Source organism: Stenotrophomonas sp. CFBP 13725 (genome assembly GCF_014841935.1).
Lineage (GTDB): Bacteria > Pseudomonadota > Gammaproteobacteria > Xanthomonadales > Xanthomonadaceae > Stenotrophomonas.
In genome coordinates this window covers 21,761-41,706 of record NZ_JACYUV010000017.1, presented here as the reverse complement: position 1 = coordinate 41,706, position 19,946 = coordinate 21,761, and the positions used below count along the sequence as shown (strand labels likewise).

At 66.1% G+C, this 19,946-nt stretch carries 13 protein-coding genes; all 13 read left to right on the top strand.

Annotated elements, in window-relative coordinates:
- Positions 1–11: 11 nt before the first annotated feature.
- The 13 genes from IFT65_RS17870 (at position 12) to IFT65_RS17810 (ending at position 19,884) form a co-directional block, all read left to right on the top strand.
- Entirely contained in the window at positions 12–1,757 is a 1,746-nt protein-coding gene (locus IFT65_RS17870; RefSeq protein ID WP_192082771.1) for a hypothetical protein, read from the top strand.
- A complete protein-coding gene (locus IFT65_RS17865; protein ID WP_192082770.1) occupies positions 1,744–2,001 on the top strand; it encodes an acyl carrier protein in 258 nt (85 codons plus the stop codon). Before IFT65_RS17870 ends, IFT65_RS17865 begins: the two co-directional genes overlap by 14 nt.
- A gap of 101 nt (positions 2,002–2,102) precedes the next feature.
- Positions 2,103–2,573 carry a lytic transglycosylase domain-containing protein gene (locus IFT65_RS17860; protein WP_342365905.1) on the top strand — a complete coding sequence of 157 codons (471 nt, stop codon included), beginning with the start codon at positions 2,103–2,105 and terminating at the stop codon, positions 2,571–2,573.
- Positions 2,574–2,685: 112 nt separating this feature from the next.
- Positions 2,686–3,873 carry a PrgH/EprH family type III secretion apparatus protein gene (locus IFT65_RS17855; RefSeq protein WP_192082768.1) on the top strand — a complete coding sequence of 396 codons (1,188 nt, stop codon included), beginning with the start codon at positions 2,686–2,688 and terminating at the stop codon, positions 3,871–3,873.
- A 28-nt stretch (positions 3,874–3,901) separates the two neighbouring features.
- A complete protein-coding gene (locus tag IFT65_RS17850; protein ID WP_192082767.1) occupies positions 3,902–4,216 on the top strand; it encodes an EscF/YscF/HrpA family type III secretion system needle major subunit in 315 nt (104 codons plus the stop codon).
- Positions 4,217–4,268: 52 nt separating this feature from the next.
- The gene (gene sctI, locus IFT65_RS17845; RefSeq protein WP_192082766.1) at positions 4,269–4,547 is read left to right on the top strand and encodes a type III secretion system inner rod subunit SctI; all 279 of its coding nucleotides are present in this window, start codon (positions 4,269–4,271) and stop codon (positions 4,545–4,547) included.
- A 3-nt stretch (positions 4,548–4,550) separates the two neighbouring features.
- Positions 4,551–5,339: a type III secretion inner membrane ring lipoprotein SctJ gene (gene sctJ, locus IFT65_RS17840; protein ID WP_192082765.1), complete on the top strand. Its 789-nt coding sequence runs from the start codon at positions 4,551–4,553 to the stop codon at positions 5,337–5,339.
- Complete coding sequence (locus tag IFT65_RS17835; protein WP_192082764.1) at positions 5,323–5,877, top strand: hypothetical protein; 555 nt, start codon at positions 5,323–5,325, stop codon at positions 5,875–5,877. The genes sctJ and IFT65_RS17835 overlap by 17 nt, the downstream gene beginning before the upstream one ends.
- Positions 5,858–6,556, top strand: coding sequence for a hypothetical protein (locus tag IFT65_RS17830; RefSeq protein ID WP_192082763.1), 699 nt, complete (start codon positions 5,858–5,860; stop codon positions 6,554–6,556). Before IFT65_RS17835 ends, IFT65_RS17830 begins: the two co-directional genes overlap by 20 nt.
- On the top strand, positions 6,553–6,843 hold the full coding sequence (locus IFT65_RS17825; RefSeq protein ID WP_192082762.1) for a hypothetical protein: 291 nt from the start codon (positions 6,553–6,555) through the stop codon (positions 6,841–6,843). The genes IFT65_RS17830 and IFT65_RS17825 overlap by 4 nt, the downstream gene beginning before the upstream one ends.
- Positions 6,844–6,924: 81 nt before the next feature.
- Positions 6,925–8,709 (top strand): autotransporter assembly complex family protein, encoded by a 1,785-nt coding sequence (locus IFT65_RS17820; protein WP_192082761.1) that lies wholly within the window; start codon positions 6,925–6,927, stop codon positions 8,707–8,709.
- Positions 8,706–12,548 carry a translocation/assembly module TamB domain-containing protein gene (locus IFT65_RS17815; RefSeq protein WP_192082760.1) on the top strand — a complete coding sequence of 1,281 codons (3,843 nt, stop codon included), beginning with the start codon at positions 8,706–8,708 and terminating at the stop codon, positions 12,546–12,548. Before IFT65_RS17820 ends, IFT65_RS17815 begins: the two co-directional genes overlap by 4 nt.
- A gap of 265 nt (positions 12,549–12,813) precedes the next feature.
- A complete protein-coding gene (locus IFT65_RS17810; RefSeq protein ID WP_192082759.1) occupies positions 12,814–19,884 on the top strand; it encodes a hypothetical protein in 7,071 nt (2,356 codons plus the stop codon).
- The last annotated feature ends 62 nt before the right edge of the window (positions 19,885–19,946 follow it).

The following is a 19,946-nucleotide window of genomic DNA, read 5'->3' as shown; positions in this document are numbered from 1 at the left end:
GGAGAATAGAAATGACTGTTACTACAGCAAATCCACTTTCGTTCAATGCGAAATTTCGCCAGGCTTGGCCGGAGCAGCAGGGCAAGGCCGGTTTCCGCAAGGTCACTGTGGGGAACGCGTCGCCTTTGCAACGCAGTGCGTCCATGAGCGATCTGCGAGCCCCTGATAAAAGCGTGCCGAGGTCGCCCCAGGGAAACATGTCTGGCACCTTCCAGGGTGGCGGGTCGACCGAGAGCGTGGACAGCGGGCTTGATCTTGATGTGAACGCGCCCGATGGTTTCAGCCATGGCAAGGGTGAGCACCCGGGCACAGACAACAGTGGCGTGGGTCGCGCCGACTATCGGGAGCTGCCGAAGCGCGCGCATCCGCTTGATTCAGGGGCGCAGTCGGGCCTGTACCAACTGCAGCACGGGGAGGATATCGAGAAAGTACTCGCTTCGGTGCTGCAGCGCTGGGACACCGAACACCCCGCAATGAATGAGCCGTTGGATAAGACGGCCGCGCTGACGTCAGATACGCTGCCCAGCGAGGCCCAGACGCCACCCTCGCTTGTGACGCGCGAGCAGTGTGCGCGAGATATCCTCAAAGATCTGGGCGTGCCATGTAGCCGCATCAATGAGCTGCTGGTACGGCAGGCGTCCAGCCTGGGAGGCACCGCTGTCATCGACGCCTGCCGTCTGCTCGCCATGCCGGAAGTGAAAGCTGATCGACTGGCTTGCAGAGGTCTGGAAAAGAAGCTGGACAACTACCTGGACGCGGCGAAAGGTGATTACTCCGGTGTCAGTCGAGCCTTCGCCTGCGATGCATTCAGTCAGCTCAGTGAGCTTAGATCCACCATTCAGAAGACGGTCGATACGATAGGGCGTGCGACCCTCCAGAATCGCCTGTTGGCTGATGAGACTCCCGCGCTTCAGGCGGCGGTGGCGAAAAAGAATCCCGGTTTGCCTCCCGAGGTGCTGCGCCGGAGCCTGGCGGATCTGATCAATGCCCAAGGATTCTCGGCATTGACCAAACGGCTTGAAGACGCGGATGCAAGCGGATTGTTGCAGGACACCGCGTTGTTGCCGCAGCTGGCGCAGGCCGCTGACAACCCGAAGCGGCCGCCGGCAGACAAGGCCGCCGAGCCGGTCAAAGACTTTGTCAAGCACCTGAGGGATGTGCTGACTGCGATACCGATGCCGACTATTCATAACGACAACAGCGCGAGAAATATCGTTAATCAGGACGGCTGGTACTTCCAAGGGATCAAAGACCCGCGGCCCAACAAGGCGGTAGAACTGGTGTCTCCACCGACCCCGGCATGCCCTGAGGTTGATGCGCTGGAGCCGCAACCGCTGGAGCAGAATGTCGAGGTCGACGAAAACATCGTAGCCGGCAGCGATGCGCCGGTTGACCAGGCTGTGGACATCGAGGATGACGCGCAGCTCCGCGAAGACAACCCACCGCCACCGCCGCCGCACAGCTCCGGGCTACATGGTGCTTCTGTACATCCCCTGCACGGGAACTTGATGGAAGACTTGAAGCGGAATCCACGGTATATGGCTGCGCAGCAGGTGGTCACTGTCCAGCCGCCTTCGCCGCAAGTGATCTCGGAAGTTCAGAATGAAACCGATGAGGAAAAAAATAGAAGCACCAGACCCGTCGGCAGCACCGGTCAGCGTGAACGCACTTCGCCGCTCACGCGTCTGGCGGGGCCGATCCCGCTCGGCCAGCATGCCTCCGATCTGCGTAACGAGAAACGAGATGCGGGGACCTGACACACCGGTCACGGGACTGCGGCCGTTGATCGCCGTCGTCACCGGGTCAGTCGCGGTGGCGGACATCCGCCCCGGCGACCGGCTGGTCGAAGATCTGGGCATGGATTCGCTGGAAATCGCGGATCTTCTCGTAGCGATTGAAGAGCGCACCGGCGTGGTGATCACCGCCGAGGCGTTGGCGGGGGCCCGTACAGTGGCCGAACTGGAGTCCGCCGTGCGCCGGCTGCAATGCACCGCAGCGTGATCCAGGCGGCGCTGGCATCAAGCATTGCGCTCGGTGCCAGTGCCTCATCAGTGCAGGCCGCGTCCATCTACGCCGGCCTATCGGCCGATGGTCGGCTGGTGGTGGCCGAGCAGCCCGCACTGGGGCTGCGCTTCTTTGATGCCTCGGCCCCGCGCCGCGCAGCGAACCTGCCTCACGCACCGGCGTCAGCCGCCACACGCTGGCGTCCGCTGATCCAGCAGGTCGCGGATGAAGTCGGTATCGACGTCGCGCTGTTGCAGGCGGTGGTCAGCCAGGAATCGTCTTTCAATCCCAGAGCGGTCTCGCCTGCCGGCGCGGTCGGGTTGATGCAGCTCATGCCCGGCACGGCCCGTCGTTTTGGCGTGCGCGACCGCTTTGATCCGGCGCAGAACCTGCGCGGTGGTGCGCGTTATCTTGTCTGGCTTCTGGATCATTTCAACCAGGATCTCGATCTTGCATTGGCTGCCTACAACGCGGGCGAGGGCAGTGTACGTCGTCATGGAAACAAGGTTCCGCCGTTTGCCGAAACACAGGCTTACGTTCGCGCTATACAGCAGCGTTACGCTTACTGAAGCGATGCGCTGAGAGTCATTGCTTTACAACTCTGCTGATATCGAGACCGCACACTGGCCGACAGAATGATCCGCGCCAACCACGGCACATCATCGGTCTGTTGTATATCCCATGTCGTATGTTCTGAGAATTCTTGCGGGCGCATTGAGCGGCGTCGAATATAATGTGTCCGACGGCGAAACCCTGTTCCACGTAGGGCGCCAGGAAGACCTCGCCAACGGTCGAGCCGCACAGTTGCTGGAGGCGGATGAAAGGGCCTATTTCATTCCCGCCGACCTGCCGACGGCAGCGTTCGCGGTAGTGGCGCCATCCAGCGAAGAGGCGTTGCAGCTGGGTGAGCGGGTTGATGAGTCGGCTGCATGGACATGGCGCACGTTACCGCTGCAGCAACCGCTGCAGGCGGCTGGCATCCATTTCGCCGTACGCACTCAGCATGCCGCGTGGTCCGAAGCGGTGCTCGCCTTCGTGCCTCCGGCATTTCTGGTTGAGTGCCCGGTTGCTGCGACGCCGCCTGCGTCGTCAGCCAGGCGTCGGCGCGCGCCTGTCGTCCTGTTCGGTATCGGCGTTCTGCTGGTCGCCGGCATGCTGGCGGCGTGGTTCCATTGGCTGCACCAGCCTGAGATTCGTGCGCGTGGGCTGGCCAGTGTTCTGTCCAACGCGCCAGCTGATTACGCGGTCGCGGCCGGAAATGACGGTCATCTTTACGCCTTCAGCGAAACGGCCTCGGCACGTACCTGGGGGGAACGTGCGAGCCGCCGGGCGCAGCGACACAACGATGTGCACCTGCTGCGACGCGTAGAGGCAATACGCCTGGAAGATGCGCTGATCAGCGCTGGAATGGATCTGGTGGTGGTCCGTCTGGACGATCCGGTCCGGCCGGAGGTTGTACTGAGCGGGCCATTGACCGCTGCGCGCACCGCGCAGGTCAATTCGTTGCTGGCAGCGCATGCGCCCTACGTCAAACTGGCACGGGTATCTGCAATCAGTGACCAGCAACTGGTCGCCTTGGCGCAACAGCAGCTGCGGGTGCTGGGGATCAGTAGCCGCGCCGAGCCGCGCGGGCAGCGCGTCAGCATCGTCAATGACGTGTTTCTCGACGACGCCGGCCTGAACGCGATGGGCGGCGCGGCGCGCAGCTTTCACCAGCGCTGGGGCAAGCGTCGCATCAGCCTGTCACCCAGATTATGGGACGACCTGCTTCAGGGGCGTTCCTACCGTTATTCCCGGGATCAGCTGTTGTCCGTAGGCAGCGGTCGCTGGGATTACAGCCGTGCCGCCGGATCGCAGGCTGCACCTTGACTGCCCCACACCCAGATTGGAGAACACCATGACCGATGCCACCCTTACGCCCATCAGACCGAGCTCCGGTTGGGAAGATCCTGGCGATGGCGGCAACGCAGCAGACTGGAAAGGCTGGATGTCGAATCATTCCGCGATGTACGACGACGGCGTGAAAGACCTGAAAGCCAAGATGTCAAAAATATTGGAAGAGCTGGGGAAGGAGGGCAATGCCAGCGACCCGGCAATGCTGGCCAATTATCAGGCTGCGCTGTCGGAATACAACATGTACCGGATGTTGCAGTCGAATTCGACCAAGAGCCTGAGTGACCAGAGCAAATCGGTCATCCGCAACCTGGCCTGAGTGTCATGGCCCGCGCGTGGCGCGGGCCGTTCTCTCTCACAAGGAATCCACCATGTTCAATATTTCCCCCCTTTCCGCCGCTGTGTCCGGCGGCGCTGCAGTGGACGGCTCGGCCGTTCCGCTTTCCAGTCGTTTCAGTCAGGCTTATGTGTGGGCCGGCCAGGAACGCGACGCCCTTCTTGCTGCAGCCAATAACCCGGCAGTGGCAAGTAACCCGGTGCTCCTTTATGCACATCAGGTGCGCCAAGAGGACTACACCAAGCAAGTGGCGCTCAGCTCGGCGCTTGTCAGCCATGCGACCAAGGGCATCGAAACGTTGGTGAAGAGCTGATTCATGACCCGTTTCCCGATGCGCAGGATAGTGATCGTGCTGCTATGCCTGCTGCTTGCTGGCTGCGCACGTTCCGAACTGCTGCAGGCCCTGGACGAACGTCAGGCCAACGAGGTGGTCGCCGCGCTGCTTCACCACAACATCCCGGCGGAGAAACGCCTGCAGGGCAAGGCCGGCTTCACCGTGCGGGTGGGGGCGGCGGACCTTGCCGAAGCCATCGATCTGGTGCAGCTGAAAGGCCTGCCTTCCGCGCCGCGCATGCAGATCGCATCGCTGTTTCCCGCCGATGCGATGGTCAGCACGCCGCTGGCCGAGCGGGCGCGGTTGTTGTCGGCCATCGAGCAGCGGCTGGAGGAGTCACTTACCACCCTGCTTGGGGTGAAAAGTGCACGCGTGCATGTCAGCTATGACGCGGGGCCCACCGAGGGCAGCCTGCAGCAGCGCAGGCCGCCGGCCATGCATGTGGCGGCCGTGCTGGCGCACTCGCGCGACATGGATCAGCAGGTCCTGCTGGCCACCGCCAAACGATTTCTGCGCAATGCCTTCGTCGATGTGGAGTACGACAACGTATCGGTGGTGCTGACGCCAGCCGCCGAGCCACGCAGCCTGGCGGTGACGCCGGCGGATGAATCCACGTCGGTCTGGACGCTGCTGCTGGTGCCGTTGGCCTTGCTTGCGGTGCTGGCGGGTGGAGGCTGGTGGCTGCTGCGGCGCGGCGATCCGCGTGCCACCCGCATGCGCGACCACCTACGCCGCCGACGGGGGGCGCCGGTCAATGCAGACCCTGCCTGAGCGGTTGCAGATCCTGCACGATCCGGTGTCCTACTTCCGACCCTGGGCCACGCGACAGGGCACATTGAACCCGGTGCAACGCAGCGCAGCGAACGCGTGGATCTGCCAGACCCGGCAATTGCCCGGCGCACCGCCGGATGCGGATGCGACGTCAGCCCTGGCGTCGCGGCTGATCCGGGGCTGGCAACGGCTGCCCGCGACGGCGTGGCTGCTGGCCTGTGCCCGGCATCGCCGGCACGTGCTGGGAGCGCGGTGGCTGCCCAGCCAGCCACCGCCGCTGCATGCGTTTCTGCGCCTCGGATTCGCCGACGCCGCCACGCCCTGGCCGCAGCCACCGACGCCGGAGCAGTTGCTCGCCTGGGGCGGCAGGCAGCTGCAGGAAGGACTGCACGATTCGCTGCCCGCCTGGCTGCACGCGCGCATGGCGTTGTGGTTCGCCGGGCTGCCAGCGCTTCCGGCGGCGGTCACCGCGCACCCCGTTCCCTTCGACATGACCTGCTTCCTGAGTGCCTGGACCCATGCTGCCGACCTATCCTGAGACCTTGCTGGACCGCGCCGTGGACGGCGTCATCCAAGCCGCCAGCCTGCAGCAGGCGAGCGAACTTGCCCGGGTGCAGGCCTTCGCGCGCAGGCAGATCACCCGTGAGCGCGAGCAGGCACGGCTGGAGGCGACCGAACTGCGTGCGGCGGCGGCCTTCGAAGGCTACCGCGACGGTGTGCTGCATGCGCTGGGCGCGGTGCAGGGCGTGATCGAGGGCATGCAACAGGCCCACGTGACGCTGGCGAACGCCGTCCGTGACCATGTCCATACCAGTCTGCAGGCAATGAATGGGGCGCCGGATGCGGTGATGGAGCCGATATGCAGCGCCTTCCTGCACCGGATGACCCAAGTGGCCGCCGGCCTGCGACCGGTGCTGCATGTTCCGCAGCACCACGATGCCCTGCTGGCGGCGCTGCGTGCAGACCCGCGGCTGCACGCGCTCGATATCCGCCCGGCAGATCGCCAATTGCCCCTGCTGGAACTGGGCGCGCTGGCATGGGAACTGGACCTGCAGGGCAGCCTGCTGGAGGACGTCGAGCTTGCGCTCAGCCGTGCCCTGCCCGGCGTGCAGGACCGGCTGAACGCGTCGGCGGCCCACTACAGCGCTCGCCTGCTGGACACGCTGGACATCGCCGCACAGACACAGGGCCTGGCCCGCATCAAGGAGACACAATGAACCCCATCCGTACCGACCTGGCCGCCGCATCGCCACGGGAGGATGAATTGGACATCCCGATGTCCTTGTCCGAACGCCTACAACTCAAGACGGGCGCGCGGCCCCCCGCGACATCCGAACCGGAGCTGGATACGGCCGCAGAAGACGCCCTCATTCCGCTGCCCGAGCCCATAGCAGACCCCATGCCGGAGCTGGTGCGCGCCTGGGCCAAGCGGATGTTCGTCGAAACGATGATGTACGGCGACGAGGAGGAAACCGGTATCCCACCGCTCAGCATCGATATCTGACCGTCCTCGCGGCGGCACCGGCGCGGTGGGCATCGCGCAGCCTTCATTCCCGATCTCATCGACCCCCGCTATGCTGTGGCGATGCAGCCATCGAAAATCGCCCTTCCTCTGTTCTGCCTCGCCTTGCTGGCCAGCCCGTTGGCGCATGCGCGGGGCACCATCGAAAAGGTAGACATCCGCGGCCTGGACAAGGGCGACGACGCCGAGATCATCGAGAACATCGAGGTCTCGCTGTCGCTTTACGACACGATCGGCAAAGTCCAGGGCGAGTCACGCCTGGAGTACCTGCTGTCCCAGGCGGAACGGCAGACCCGCGAAGCCCTCGAGCCGTTCGGGTTCTACAACCCGACGATCACGGTGGAAGCACCACGTGAGGGCGAAACCCTGCGCGTGGTGATCAACGTGACCAAGGGCGAACCGGTACGGGTACGCAAGGAGCACATCGAGATCACGGGTCCGGCGATGTATGACCGTTACCTGCAGGACGACCTTGATGCCTTCAAGCCGCGGAAGGGCGACGCGTTCGAACACACGCTGTACGAAGCCAGCAAGATCAAGGTGACCCGGCGACTGGCCGAGCGCGGTTACTTCGACGCCGACTACACCCAGCATCAGGTGCAGGTGACCCGTGCCGAAGATGCGGCCGACATTGATCTGGCCTGGGACAGTGGGCGCCGCTACAACATGGGGCCGATCACCTTCAACCAGAACTACTTCGTCGACAAGCTGTTCGATCCGCTGGTGTACTGGGAAGAAGGCAGCTATTTCCACGAAGGCAAGCTGGATCGGCTGCGCGAGTCGCTGACCAAGCTGGATTACTTCAGCACCATCGATATCCAGCCCAAGCCGGAAGAAGCAGACGAGAACGGCAATGTGCCCGTGGACGTCAACCTGACCCGGGCCAAGCGCAGCATCTATACCACCGGTCTGAGCTACGGCAGCGAGAGCGGCGCCGGTGTGCGCGGCGGTCTGGAGCGTCGGTGGCTCAACAGCCGCGGGCACAAGATGAACACGCAGCTGGACTATGCCCAGAAGCGCAAGAGCCTGACCACCAGCTACCGAATCCCTGCGTTCCGCTGGCTGGATGGCTGGTATACCTTCGCCGCCAGCGCGTATGACGAGCAGACCGATTACATCGACCTGCGCAACCTCAAGCTGATCGCCAGCCGCAGTGGCCAGATCAACGAGTTCTGGACGGCGACCGCGTCGATAAACGCACTGCGCGAACGCTGGGGCTATGCCTCGGGCACCGAGTTCACCAATGCGGTGTACCAGTATTCGACGCTGGTGTATCCGCAGATCGCCGCCGACTATGTAAACGTGGATGACCGATTGTTCCCGCGCAGCGGCATCAGCGGCAGCGCCACCGTGCGTGGCGGCGTGGAAGGCGCCGGATCGGATACCAGCTTCGTGCAGGCGAACATGGTGCTGCGCTGGTACGTGCCGTTGGGTGAGACCAACCGGCTGATCCTGCGCGGCGAAGGCGGCACGACGTGGACCAGCGACCTGGTCGCGATGCCGCCCAGCCTGCGCTATTTCGCCGGTGGCGACCGCAGCATCCGCGGTTATGCCTACCGCGAAGTCGGTCCGCGCACACCGCGCCCGGACCGCTTCGCGCTGGGTGCGAAGAACCTGGTGGTCGGTTCGGCCGAGTACGAGCATTATTTCAACGATGGCCCGTGGGGCGGCGCGGTGTTCGTCGACACCGGCAGCGCGTTCGACAACACCATCGATCTGCATACCGGCGTGGGCTTCGGCGTGCGCTGGAAGTCGCCGGTCGGACCGGTACGGGTGGACATCGCCCATGGCCTGAATGATCCGGATTCGAACTTCCAGATCTACCTGAACATCGGAGCGGATCTGTGAGCACGCCAACCCCGACTCCTGCCAGCCCGCAACGCCCCGTACATCGGCGTTTCTATCGCCGTCGCCGCTTCTGGGCATGGTCCGGCGTGGGCGTGCTGGGACTGGTGCTGGTCGCCCTGCTGGCCGTGTATTGGCTGCTGCAGACCGTGGCCGGCCGCGATGTACTGTTGGCGCAGGTGATCGCGCGCTTGCCTGCCGGGTCCAGTTTCACCTGGGACAAGGCCGAGGGCCCGCTGGCCGGGCCGCTGACCCTGCACAACGTGGATTTTCGCTACAACGACATCCACTTCCATGCCGATCGCGCACGCCTTGAACCGGACCTGCGTCCGCTGCTGGGACGCAAGCTGCTGCTGGACCGGTTGGAGCTGGACAACGCGACGCTGAATCTGGCCAAGAGCGACGAACCGTTCGAGCTGCCGTCCTGGCCGGGGTCGCTGCCGCAGATCGAGATGCCACTGGCCATCCAAGCCGATGTCATCCAAGTGAACGGACTGCGCGTCACGACCGGCGGTGAGCCGACCATCGACATCAGCCGCATCGGTGGCGGCATCGAGATCGCCAACGGCGAGTTCAAGGCAAACCAGTTGCTGGTCGACAGCGACATGGGCAATTTCCGCATCAATGGTTACTACCATCCGGCCAAGGACTACGACACCGACCTGAGTGCCACGGCGATCCTGCCGGCCCCCCGCGGTCGCACGCCGGCCAGTCTCGGGCTGGTGGCGCGCGGCGACCTGGGTCACATGGAAGTCGCCATCGCCGGACGCGCTCCCAAGCCCTTGCGGGCGATGCTGGTCTTCGACGGTCGCACCGACCCCACGTGGAGCGCCACGGCCCGCACCGACGAACTGGACCTGCGTCTGCTGGGACCGGCATTGGCAGCTTCTACCGTTGAACCGCTGACCCTGGACGTGAAAGCCACGGGCAAGGGCGGCAACGCCGACCTGCAGGGTACGGCGCGGATGGGGGATCAGGTGGTCGAGCTGGCGCCGTCGAAGGTGCAGCTGGAAGACCAGGTATTGAACGTCGCCCCTTTGGTGGTGAAGGCCTTCGGTGGCGAAGCGCGCCTGACCGGCAGCGCGGACTTCCGCGAGCAGGGCAACGAGAAAATCAACTTCTCCGTGGTGGCGCAGGACCTCACCTATACGCCCACGGCAGACCCCAACACGCCCGACAGCCCGGCGGTGCCGGTGACCCTGAAAGAAGCGCGGCTGGGTCTGGCCGGCACATTGCAGGCGTGGGCGGCGATCGGTCGTGCCGATGTCGAGCGTGATGGTCAGAAGGCCGCGCTGCAGTTCGATGTACGAGGCAATGAAAATGCGGCGCGCATCGAGCAGCTGCAGGCGCGCACGCCGGGCGGCACGCTGGACGTGGCAGGCAACGTCGCCTGGGCACCGCAGTTGCAGTGGGATGCCAAGGCAACGCTGAAGGACTTCGACCCGGGCTACTTCGCACCGGGCTGGGATGGCCGCCTGTCAGGCAACCTGGCCAGCACCGGCCGCCAGCAGGCGGTGCCGGCCAATGCGCCGCCGGACACGGCCGGGGTGATCGAGGCGACGGTGGACCTGCCGTCGTTGAAGGGCACGCTGCGCAGACGCGCGCTGGATGCCCAAGGCAAGTTCGCCATGCAGGGCGCACAGGGCGAAGGCCAGCTGAAACTGGCGCTCGGGGCAAGCCGGGTCACCGCGTCGGGGAAGGTCGGCGATCGACTGGACATCGACGCGCGCTTCGAACCGCTGCAGTTGAGCGATCTGCTGCCGGGTGCCGATGGGGGCCTCCGTGGACAGGTGCAGGTGAGCGGGCGCCGCGATGCGCCGGATATCACGGCCGACCTGGTGGGAAGCAACCTGCACTGGGACGGATATGCCGCCGAATCGATCAGCCTGAAGGGCCGCCTGCCGTGGAGTGGCGATAACGGAACACTTGCGTTGCAAGGCCGCAACGTCAACGTCGGGATGCTGCTGGACAGCCTCAACGTGGATGCGCAGGGCAGCGTCAGCAACCTGCGCCTGGCGGCGCAGGCGCGCAACGACATGGGCGCGATGGACCTGCAGGGCAGCGTGCGCCAGCAGGGTGAGCAATGGCGTGGCCAGCTGGCCACCCTGCGCATTGCGCCGGTCAAGGGCGACCCGTGGGCGCTGCGGGGTCCGGCGGACTTCAGCGTGAAGGGGGCGGATTTCACCCTGAGCGAGGCCTGCCTGAGCGCCGCTGCAGGCGGTGGCCTGTGCGCCCGCGCCAACTGGCCCCGCGAAGGCCTGGTGCTGCGCGGCGACGCATTGCCGCTGACCCTGGTGCAACCGTGGTTGCCGCCGACGTCGGGCCGTCGCATCTATCTGCGTGGCGAAGTGACGATGGATGCGCAGATCCGCCCGCGTGGCAACGCGTGGGAAGGCAAGGTGGACGTGCGCTCGCCCGAAGGTGGCGTGCGCCTGGGCGACAACGCGCGCGGCGAGCTGGTGAAGTACGACCAGTTTTCGGTGAAGCTGGACATGACTCCGGCCGGCATCGACGGCTTCCTGGGCATGGGCTTCCAGGGCAACGGCTTCGTCAACGCCAAAGTGCAGACCGGCTGGGATGCGGCCGCACCCTTGAATGGCGAGCTGTACCTCAACATGGCACGGTTGTACTGGTTGGAGCTGTTCTCGCCGGACATCGTGCGACCGACCGGTCTGATCGAAGGCCACGTCAGCCTGCGCGGTACGCGCAGCCAGCCGGCACTCGGTGGCGAAGCCACGCTCAGCGATTTCAAGGGCGAGTTCCCGGCACTGGGCCTGACCTTCGAGCAGGGCAAGGGCAGCTTCAGCGCACAGCCGGATGGCTCGGCGAAGATCACCGCGCAGGCGAACTCAGGGAAGGGCACGCTGTACGTCGACGGCGGTCTGTCGTGGTTCGGCGACGCGCAGCCGCTGCAGTTGCATATCCACGGTGAGAACGTGTTGCTGTCCAACACCAGCGAACTGCGCGTGGTGGCCAACCCGAACCTTGATTTCACCTTGGCCGGCACGACGATGCAGCTCAAGGGCGAAGTGCTGGTGCCGGAAGCGGACATCGACCTGGAGCGCCTTGATCGCGGCACGTCGGTATCCAGTGACGTGGTGGTGCTGGACCCGGTGGATCCGGAAGAAACGGCGACCTCGCCGCTGGACATGGACCTCACCGTCAGCCTTGGCGACAACGTCAAGATGGCGGGCTTCGGCCTGAAGGGCGCGCTGGCCGGCAAGATGCAGGTATGGGCCAAGCCGGGTCGTGAAATGACCGCCAACGGCGGCCTGGAAGTGAGTGGGCGTTACAAGGCCTACGGCCAGGACCTGACCATCACCCGCGGTCAGTTGACTTGGAACTACAACCCGGTTTCGGACCCGCGCATCAACCTGCGTGCCGAACGCCGGATCGGTGACGTCACGGCCGGTATCGATGTCACCGGACGGGCGATGCAGCCGCGCGCCGATGTGTGGTCCAGCCCGGCCATGTCGCAGTCCGAAGCGCTGGGTTACCTGGTGCTGGGCCGCAGCCTGACCGGCGCCACCAGCGACCAGACCCAGCAGGTCAACGCGGCCTCGGCGGCGCTGTCGGCCGGCAGCGGCCTGCTGGCGTCGCAGCTGGGTGCCAAGTTGGGACTGGACGACGCCGGTGTCAGCCAGTCGCGTGCACTGGGCGGATCGGTGATTGGTGTGGGCAAGTTCATTTCGCCCAAACTGTATGTCGGCTACGGCGTTTCGCTGGTCGGCAGCGGTTCGGTGTTGACGCTGAAATACCTGCTCAGCCGCGGTTTCGATGTGGAAGTCGAGTCGAGCACCGTGGAGAACCGCGGGTCGCTGAACTGGCGCAAGGAAAAGTGACGCCCTGACATCACGGGTGTCACCGAAGCCGCCAGCGCACCCCTGTGTGGGCTGGCGGAACAGTGTGAACTGCAGCTTTCCGGCGGCCGCACGCGAGTCGGAAATGCATCATTCGTGAAACAGCTAGAGCAACGGCCCGGGTGAAGATCGGCGGCGCGGACTATCCGCCCCCTTCCCTCCCCTGGTCCACCCGATGTCCCTTGATTGTTCCTTGCCTGCACGCGTGTCAGCTGCAGGCGCTGCGGTTCCTGCGCGTCCCTTTCAGATGTCTGCTGCCGATGCCGCGCTGCCCTGCGCTGTCGGCAACGCGCGCAGTGAGCAGGCGCCCGCCGCTCGCGTACGCCCCGCCACAGCGAACCCGTACGACGGCCTGCTGTGGCTTGAACACCTGTTGCGGGGCACGTCTGAAGCCGACCTCATCCCGCTGCTGTACGAGCGGTCGGTCAATGCCGATGGCTTTCCGTACCCGGATTTTCTCGAGGTGGTACGGCGTGCCTGCCAGGACGCGCAACCCGACGCGCTGCCGGCTCTGCGCGAGCGCCTGCGCGCTGCGCTGCGCGAGCGCGCCGACAACGGTGGCTTTGATCCACCGCTTGCTCATCATGTTGCCGGTGCGATGCTGGGCGGTGTGCCGTGGACTGCATTGAGCGCTGCGGCCAGCACGCTGTACGGATCCCAAGCGCGCTTGGCCATGGTAGCGGCGCAATTGGCCACGACGGTACTGCCGCGCCTATCCGAGGGCTCCTGGCGCGCTGCCGTCAGCGCATTGCAGCTGTTGCCGCTGGATACGCTGCTGCCTTCGCTGCGCGGAATCGAGCAGATCGATGCCATCATCCGCGCATTGCCACACTTCGTGGCGGACGAGCTGTGGCACCTGCATGAAAGCGTGCAGGAGGTAAGCGATACGCTGTCGCCTGCGCGGCCGACAACGCTTGCACTGGTGTCGCTGGCCGCCGTGCTGTGGACGCTGTATGAACGCGCCTCGCCGGTACCTGCCGTGCAGGGCGGCGATGCGCGCAACGTGCTCGGACTTGCACAGCATGCGCGCACGGCAGCGCAGTGGCATCGTCGGCTTGCCGCGCTGTTTGTGGGTGAGGGTGCTGCTCCGCGCGCGTCGGACGCACGGCGGCAGGATATCGTGGGCTACTCCTCGATCAAGCAGCAGCTGGACGAGGCGCTGGCCCGTGGCCTCGACGATGACACGGTGCTTCGCACCGTGATGGACACCCAGCAACGTCAGCTGGATCAGCGTCGCCTGCTGGAGCCGGAGCACGCCAACGAACGCCCGTTGCAGGCGATGCGTCATGTCATCGGCACCTGGGTTGGCTCGCCCGACGCACCGCAGGGCCTGTGCACGCAGTTGTCCGAGTGGCTGGGCGAGCATGTGCGCTTCCTGGCATCGGCACCTCCGCAAGCCGCCGCCACCGCGCCGCCCATCGTCCCGGATGTCGATCCCCGTGTGGCGGAGCTCTTGTTCACTGTGCCGGCGCCCGGCACGGCCAGCGCAGCAGCGCATGACGCCCGCGTCGCGCCGTGGCCCCTCATGTCCGTGGTCGCCTCTGCCATCCGGCGCATTGGCAACGTCTTCGCACCTGCAGAGCGTTCACCCCCGCCGCAGAACGATACGATGCGGCAACTGCAGGTTTTGCCAGTTGGGGCATGGGAGCCGACAGCCGACACTGCCGCCGACCCGCACCCGCTGCCCGCCGGTTTCTTCGGCCTGCACGAGGAAGCGATCGACACCGCGCCCGTGCTGCGCTCCGGGGCGCTGACCCTGCCGGCACCGGTTGGCGAGGGCACTGGCGGCGATGGCTTCGCCGGCGCGGCGTGGGCGGCTCCGCTGCGGGCGCCGAGTGGCCTGGTGCGCGCCCACCACGAAGCGGGCGCGCGTGCGGCCAGCGACCGTATCCATGCCGTTCTGGCCGGCCTGCAGGATGCCGATGCAGGGCGCGAACAGGCGCACTACCATCGCCAGCTCGGGATGCGGCTGTCGCCGCAGTTCGATGCGAATGAGCGCACGGTCGGCCAGCTGCTGGCCGACCTGTGGCGCGCCCAGCTCTACCACCAGCGCGGACTGATGTTCGCCGACAAGCACCTCAGCCGAGAGGCCGAGCGGCTCGTCGAAGACCTGCTGCTGATGGAAACCATGCCCGACGAGGGCCGGGCGTGGGCCACCAGCGCGGGCGTGGAACAGTACGCCATCGCGCAGGCGAACGAAGGTGACGATCTGCAGGTGCTGCCCGGTGCACGCGTGGTGGTGCGCGGCACCGCGGGCACCGTGTCGCAGGCCGCCGGGTCGTTGCTGCTGCTGGTCCCCGGTCAGCCGATCACCGAATGTGCCGACAGCGCAGCCGTGCAGGCGCAGTTGCAGCGCTGGTCAGCCCATCCCGGCGCCACGTCCGCCAGCGACGGGGCGGCGCACATGCCCCGCTTTACCTACAGCCTCCTGCCGCCCTGTCGCCTGTCCGCGCAGGTGGTCGATGCCACCGTGGCGGCCTATGTCCAGGCGTGCCACGCCGCACAGGACGCGGGCGACGTCTGCCTCACTCCTCAACAGGGCCTGGGCGACCTGCTGGCGCTGTATCCGCCGGCCCCTGTGCAGGCAAAGGACGCATCACCCGCGGCGCTTGACGCAATGCGTCTGCACGAACACGTGCTGCGTAGCGATATGCAGCAGGTGCTTGCTTCCCTTCCTGCTGGCGCAGACAACACGTTCGAACACGCGCTGCGCCAGCCGTTGGACCGCGGGTTCGACGCGCGTGGCCTCAGCGCACGCGACTGGCTGGTGGCACAGTGGACCCGCCGCATGGCCGCGACGCACGATCTCAGGCAGGCACAGCAGACGCTCAGCAAAGAAGCAGCGGACCTGCTGATTCGTGCGCTTGATGACGGCGGCAGGGTTCGGGCAGCGGCCTTGCCAGCGGTGGGGCGCTTCGCGGTGACCCTGCAGATCGGCGAACAGGCGCCCCGGCAGATTCCCGGCGCCGTCGTGGTGAGTGCCAGCGACGCTGACGCATCACCGCTGCAGAGCGGCCAGCCGGTGCTGCTGATGTTGCCCACCGAGGGCATCATCGAATGCGAGCCCGCACATCTGCCGCAGATCCTGCAGCACCTCAGCGGGCATGGGCTGAAAACGCTGTTCGCGCAGATGCCGCTGGACCACCTGCAGCCCACAGACGGTGGCGACATGGCCGTTGCCTTCGGCTTTCCTGCCCGCAAGCCGGGCGGGCTGGCTGTGGCCGTGGTGGACGAGCTTATCGAGGGCCATCGCCAGATCTGCCGCTACCAGCGGGATCGAATGCAGCCGCAGCCCGCGATCAGTGAAACGCTCGACGTCGCGTTGGCCGGACCGGCACCCACCGACCGGATCATCAGCCAGCTGGCCACGCTGGGCCTGTTGCAGACGCCGCTGCAGCGCCCCGGCCTGGTGATGGAGGTGGTGCGGGCATGGCCACGCTACCTGCAGGCGCTGCAGCAGGAGGTGGCGCTGGGCGGGGCCGTGCCTCCGCTGGAATACCGCACCAGCCAACAGCTCGCCCTGCATGCCAACAGCGTGCTGCGCGATGCACTGCAGCAGCAGGGCATCGATCTGGACCCCGATGACATCCGCGTGCGCTGGACCGTATCCACGTTGTCCCCGGACAACGGCCAACTGCCCGACGCCGAGATCGACGCGGCGTTCATACGGCGCGAAGGGGCCGGCCTGGCCACCGTCAGTGAGATGGATCTCAGCCTTACCGAACTGTCCATCCGCAACGTCGCGTTGTTCGACACCGATTACCGTGCCGCCGCACGGGTGAGTCGCAGCGACGGTACGGCGATCCCCGGCCTGGATGCAACGACGGTGCGTACGCTGGTCCGGCGCGTCGACGTGGCCAGCGCCTATCAGGCCCATCTGCAGGAGCAGTTCGATCCCGCGCATCCGGGCGGCACCGGGCGTGCGCGGCTGCAGGCGTTCCGCCAAGCCCTGCCGGCGCGGCTACGGCTTGATCTGGCGCTGCAGCATGTTTCAGGCCGTGGTGCGCCACCGCGGCTGTTCGCGCAATGGCTGGCTGATCCGGATCGACGCGCTGTCGACCACGACGGACGCAGCTCACCGTTGTCGGTGGGCGGCCTGCAGCTTCGCCGGGCCGCATCAGGCCTGGGCGCCAGCTACGGGTCCTTCGCTGACTCGGTCGCGCTGCCGGGCGAGCAGGAGGTTGTCGCCGGCACGCTTGCGTTATCGGCGGACCGTACCGCCGAGATCTATGTGCCGGGCCTGCTGCCGGATCCGTTTCTGGTGTTCACCGATCAACAGGCGCTGCGGACGTGGCTGGCGGACCCGGAGGTCAACACGCTGCTGCGCGGACGCCTGCGGAGCCCGGTGCTGCGTGGCGCGCTTGAAAGCGGACACCTGTCGCGCGTGGAGGGCCGCGTATCCAAGGACGAAGGGGACGATCCGGTCCAAGCGTACTACACCCGTGCATGGAAACACCTGCAGGTGGAAGCCGATGCCCTCAGTACCTCCACCGGCGAACAGCGCTTGAAGGATGCCTGGACGTGTGCCATGGCGGCCTTCGAGGTGGCCGAGAATTTTCTGCCAGCGCGCCTGCAGCTGCTCAGTGCGATGGTGCGGGCCGGCATCAGCGCCGGACGCGTGGTCAACAACCCTGCCATGACCTCGGCACAGCGCACGGGTGCGTGGGCCGCTGCGCTGATGGACATCATCGATGTCGCGGGTCACGGGCCGCCGGGTCCAGCGCGTCCCGGCAGGGTGCTGCATGATCCGCGGCTGCCGCATGGCACACGCGGCAGCCTCCTGCGAGCCGCTGCAGGATCGGCATTCTTCCGGGACACTGACGGCGGCAGGGTGCGGGTGGCGCCGTCGACAGCGGACATCGAGCACGCTCCGGTGGCGATTGTCGACCCGATCCTGGGTGAGCCTTCCGGCGGTCGTGTGGTGTGGGATCCCGCCACGCAGCGCTGGACGATCGAAGTCGGCAGGGTGCTGGACGACACATCCGTGACGTTCTTTTCCAGCGACCTCACCGACGCGCAGCTGGAGCGCATATCCACGCAGGGAACCGGCGTGTACGACGTCGACCAGCGGCAGTTCGTACGCATAGGCGGCCGCTGGTACGAATCGGAAACGCGCCCCGAGCTGGATGGTGGACGCTATATAAAGGCACCTGATGGCCAGATCCAGCCGCAGCTGCCGCTGGCCCGCCAGGCAGGGCGCTGGGTGATCGTGCATCGACCTGCAGGTGGCTTGGCCGCAGGCGGCCGGCGTTCCGCGGTGGGACCCCGCGCGGACATGCGCGATGACGCGCCGGGCGGCCGCTGGATCCCTGACAGGCAGCTCGATGATCTGGCTGCCGTGCACGGTGCTTACCGGGGCAGCGGGCTGGACCCGGCGCTGCGACACGATCTGCGCGTCGCCGCGCGCCAGGCGTTTCTGGACCGGGTGGCCACGGGTGAGGTGGCGATCGACGATGCAACGCATGGTCGCCTGGCGCTGCTGTGCGCCTTCGTTGCCGACGCGCAGTTGAGCGGGGGCCATCGTATCGATCTGAACGTGCGGAATCGGGGCCAGGACGTGATCCGGGTCGGCCGTGGCGCCGATGCGATGATGGCCTTCGATGTCGATGTCGATGACGAACTGCCTTCGTTGGCGGCGTTGATCGAAGCGGCTGGACCGCAGAATCTGCGGCCTGTACTGGGACTGGATGCACAGGCCACACCGGCACAGCTGCAGCGGGCATTGCGCCAGCGTCTGGCGGCGACGGTGGCGGCGCAGCGCGACGCCGTCGGTGCGCAGTGGGAGCGCGCACTGCGCCAGTACGAACCGACCCCGCAGGCGGTCTCCCAGCTGACCCAGCAGACCGGCATGGACGACCTGGAGGCCCGGGTGCTGCTGCAGCGGTATCCGGTTTATGGCGACGAGATGCCGTCGCGACCGGCTGTCGATGCGCTGCAGGATCGGGCCGACGACGTGCGCGCGGAGACCCGGCAACGTGACGCGCGCCGTGAGGTCGTAAGGGGACGCATCGTGACCAGCGAGGGCCTGCAGGCGCTGTTGCCGAGCCTGGCCGCAGCGTTCAGAGGGCATGTGCTGCGTGCCGGCGCGACGGCGGATGCGCGCCCACAGCTGCATATCGAGACCCCGTTCCTGCAGCGCGCGCTGACCTTCGATGTGGATGGCGTGACCCTGGACGGCGGCGACGGGCGCAGCTGGCTGACCTGGCAGGATGCGATCCACGCGCTCAGCGGTGCCGACCGGCGAAGCCGGCTGCATACCGCCGAAACGCTGCGTGACACGGTCATTGCCGAGCTGGCGCGCACCCCGTTGCAGCACGCGCCCTCCGGGCGATCTCACAGTCCGGTAGCGGGAGGCGCCGATGCCTGTGGTTCGGGGCGGATCAGCAAGCGCAGCCCCTGTGTGGTGAGCGCGAGCAAGCCGAATAAAGCGATAAGCGCGCAGTGGGATACGCTGCGTGACCGTGCGACGGCCCTACGTAGTGCCGCCAAGCGAGAAGTGAGCACGGTGATCGCCGGGTCGGGCAAGCTCGGCGATCTCGGTCTGGCCGAGGCACGGGAGGCCGCGCTGAAGCGCTCCAACATCATGATCTTCAAGGTGGACATCCGGGTCGGTGGGAAGCCCATCGCCTATGAGAAGGCCTACGTCTCCCACGGAACCCTGTCCGGTGTTTTCGGCTTCGCCGCCACTGAGGTCAAGGCGCTGAAGGTGGTGGTGCCCGCCACGTATCGCGGCGTCGGTCCGGAACCCCGGCAGGGCCTGCCGCGAGACAGCGACTACATGGCGCGCGACGCGGCATTCGATGGCGTGCGCAGGGATGAGTTTCCCTTCGGGCGGGACTACGTCAAACCGACCACCGGCCAGCGGTATGACAGGAACGGTGTAACGCTGCATCGTTTTGGGGAGGATCCGATCCTCGGCCGCGCCGCGCCGATGTCGGCCGTCGCCCAGGCAGAGAGCCTGGCGCAGCTGCGCCGGCAACTGATCAAAGAGGGCTTCGATCCGGCGACGGTGAACACGCTGAAGCTTGGCGACGCCTACTACCGCACCCGTGCGACACGCTGTACCGAAGTGCAGGCATTGCAGGAGCTGGCGCAGATGATCAATGCCATGCGCAATGGCGGACTTGATACCACCGTGCGCGGCAGCATCATCGCATTCAGCGATATGCCGCCGTGTGACCGCAACTGCCAGCGGCTGCTGCGCGAGGCCGCGCGCATGCTTCCCAACGTCGATATCAAAGTCGCTTCAGGTGATCGCACCACTAACGGCGAAATACCTGAACACACACGCCCGCCGACCTGGTTCCACGCAGCGTGACCCTATCCAATCAAAGGACTTTCCATGAACATAGAACCGATTGTGCACACCACGCGACCGCG

Excerpts from the sequence above, each read along its gene's own strand:
- IFT65_RS17870 (WP_192082771.1), top strand. The coding sequence starts at position 12 with ATGACTGTTACTACAGCAAATCCACTTTCGTTCAATGCGAAATTTCGC.
- IFT65_RS17865 (WP_192082770.1), top strand. The coding sequence starts at position 1,744 with ATGCGGGGACCTGACACACCGGTCACGGGACTGCGGCCGTTGATCGCC.
- IFT65_RS17855 (WP_192082768.1), top strand. The coding sequence starts at position 2,686 with ATGTCGTATGTTCTGAGAATTCTTGCGGGCGCATTGAGCGGCGTCGAA.
- IFT65_RS17850 (WP_192082767.1), top strand. The coding sequence starts at position 3,902 with ATGACCGATGCCACCCTTACGCCCATCAGACCGAGCTCCGGTTGGGAA.
- sctI (WP_192082766.1), top strand. The coding sequence starts at position 4,269 with ATGTTCAATATTTCCCCCCTTTCCGCCGCTGTGTCCGGCGGCGCTGCA.
- sctJ (WP_192082765.1), top strand. The coding sequence starts at position 4,551 with ATGACCCGTTTCCCGATGCGCAGGATAGTGATCGTGCTGCTATGCCTG.
- IFT65_RS17835 (WP_192082764.1), top strand. The coding sequence starts at position 5,323 with ATGCAGACCCTGCCTGAGCGGTTGCAGATCCTGCACGATCCGGTGTCC.
- IFT65_RS17830 (WP_192082763.1), top strand. The coding sequence starts at position 5,858 with ATGCTGCCGACCTATCCTGAGACCTTGCTGGACCGCGCCGTGGACGGC.
- IFT65_RS17825 (WP_192082762.1), top strand. The coding sequence starts at position 6,553 with ATGAACCCCATCCGTACCGACCTGGCCGCCGCATCGCCACGGGAGGAT.
- IFT65_RS17820 (WP_192082761.1), top strand. The coding sequence starts at position 6,925 with ATGCAGCCATCGAAAATCGCCCTTCCTCTGTTCTGCCTCGCCTTGCTG.
- IFT65_RS17810 (WP_192082759.1), top strand. The coding sequence starts at position 12,814 with ATGTCTGCTGCCGATGCCGCGCTGCCCTGCGCTGTCGGCAACGCGCGC.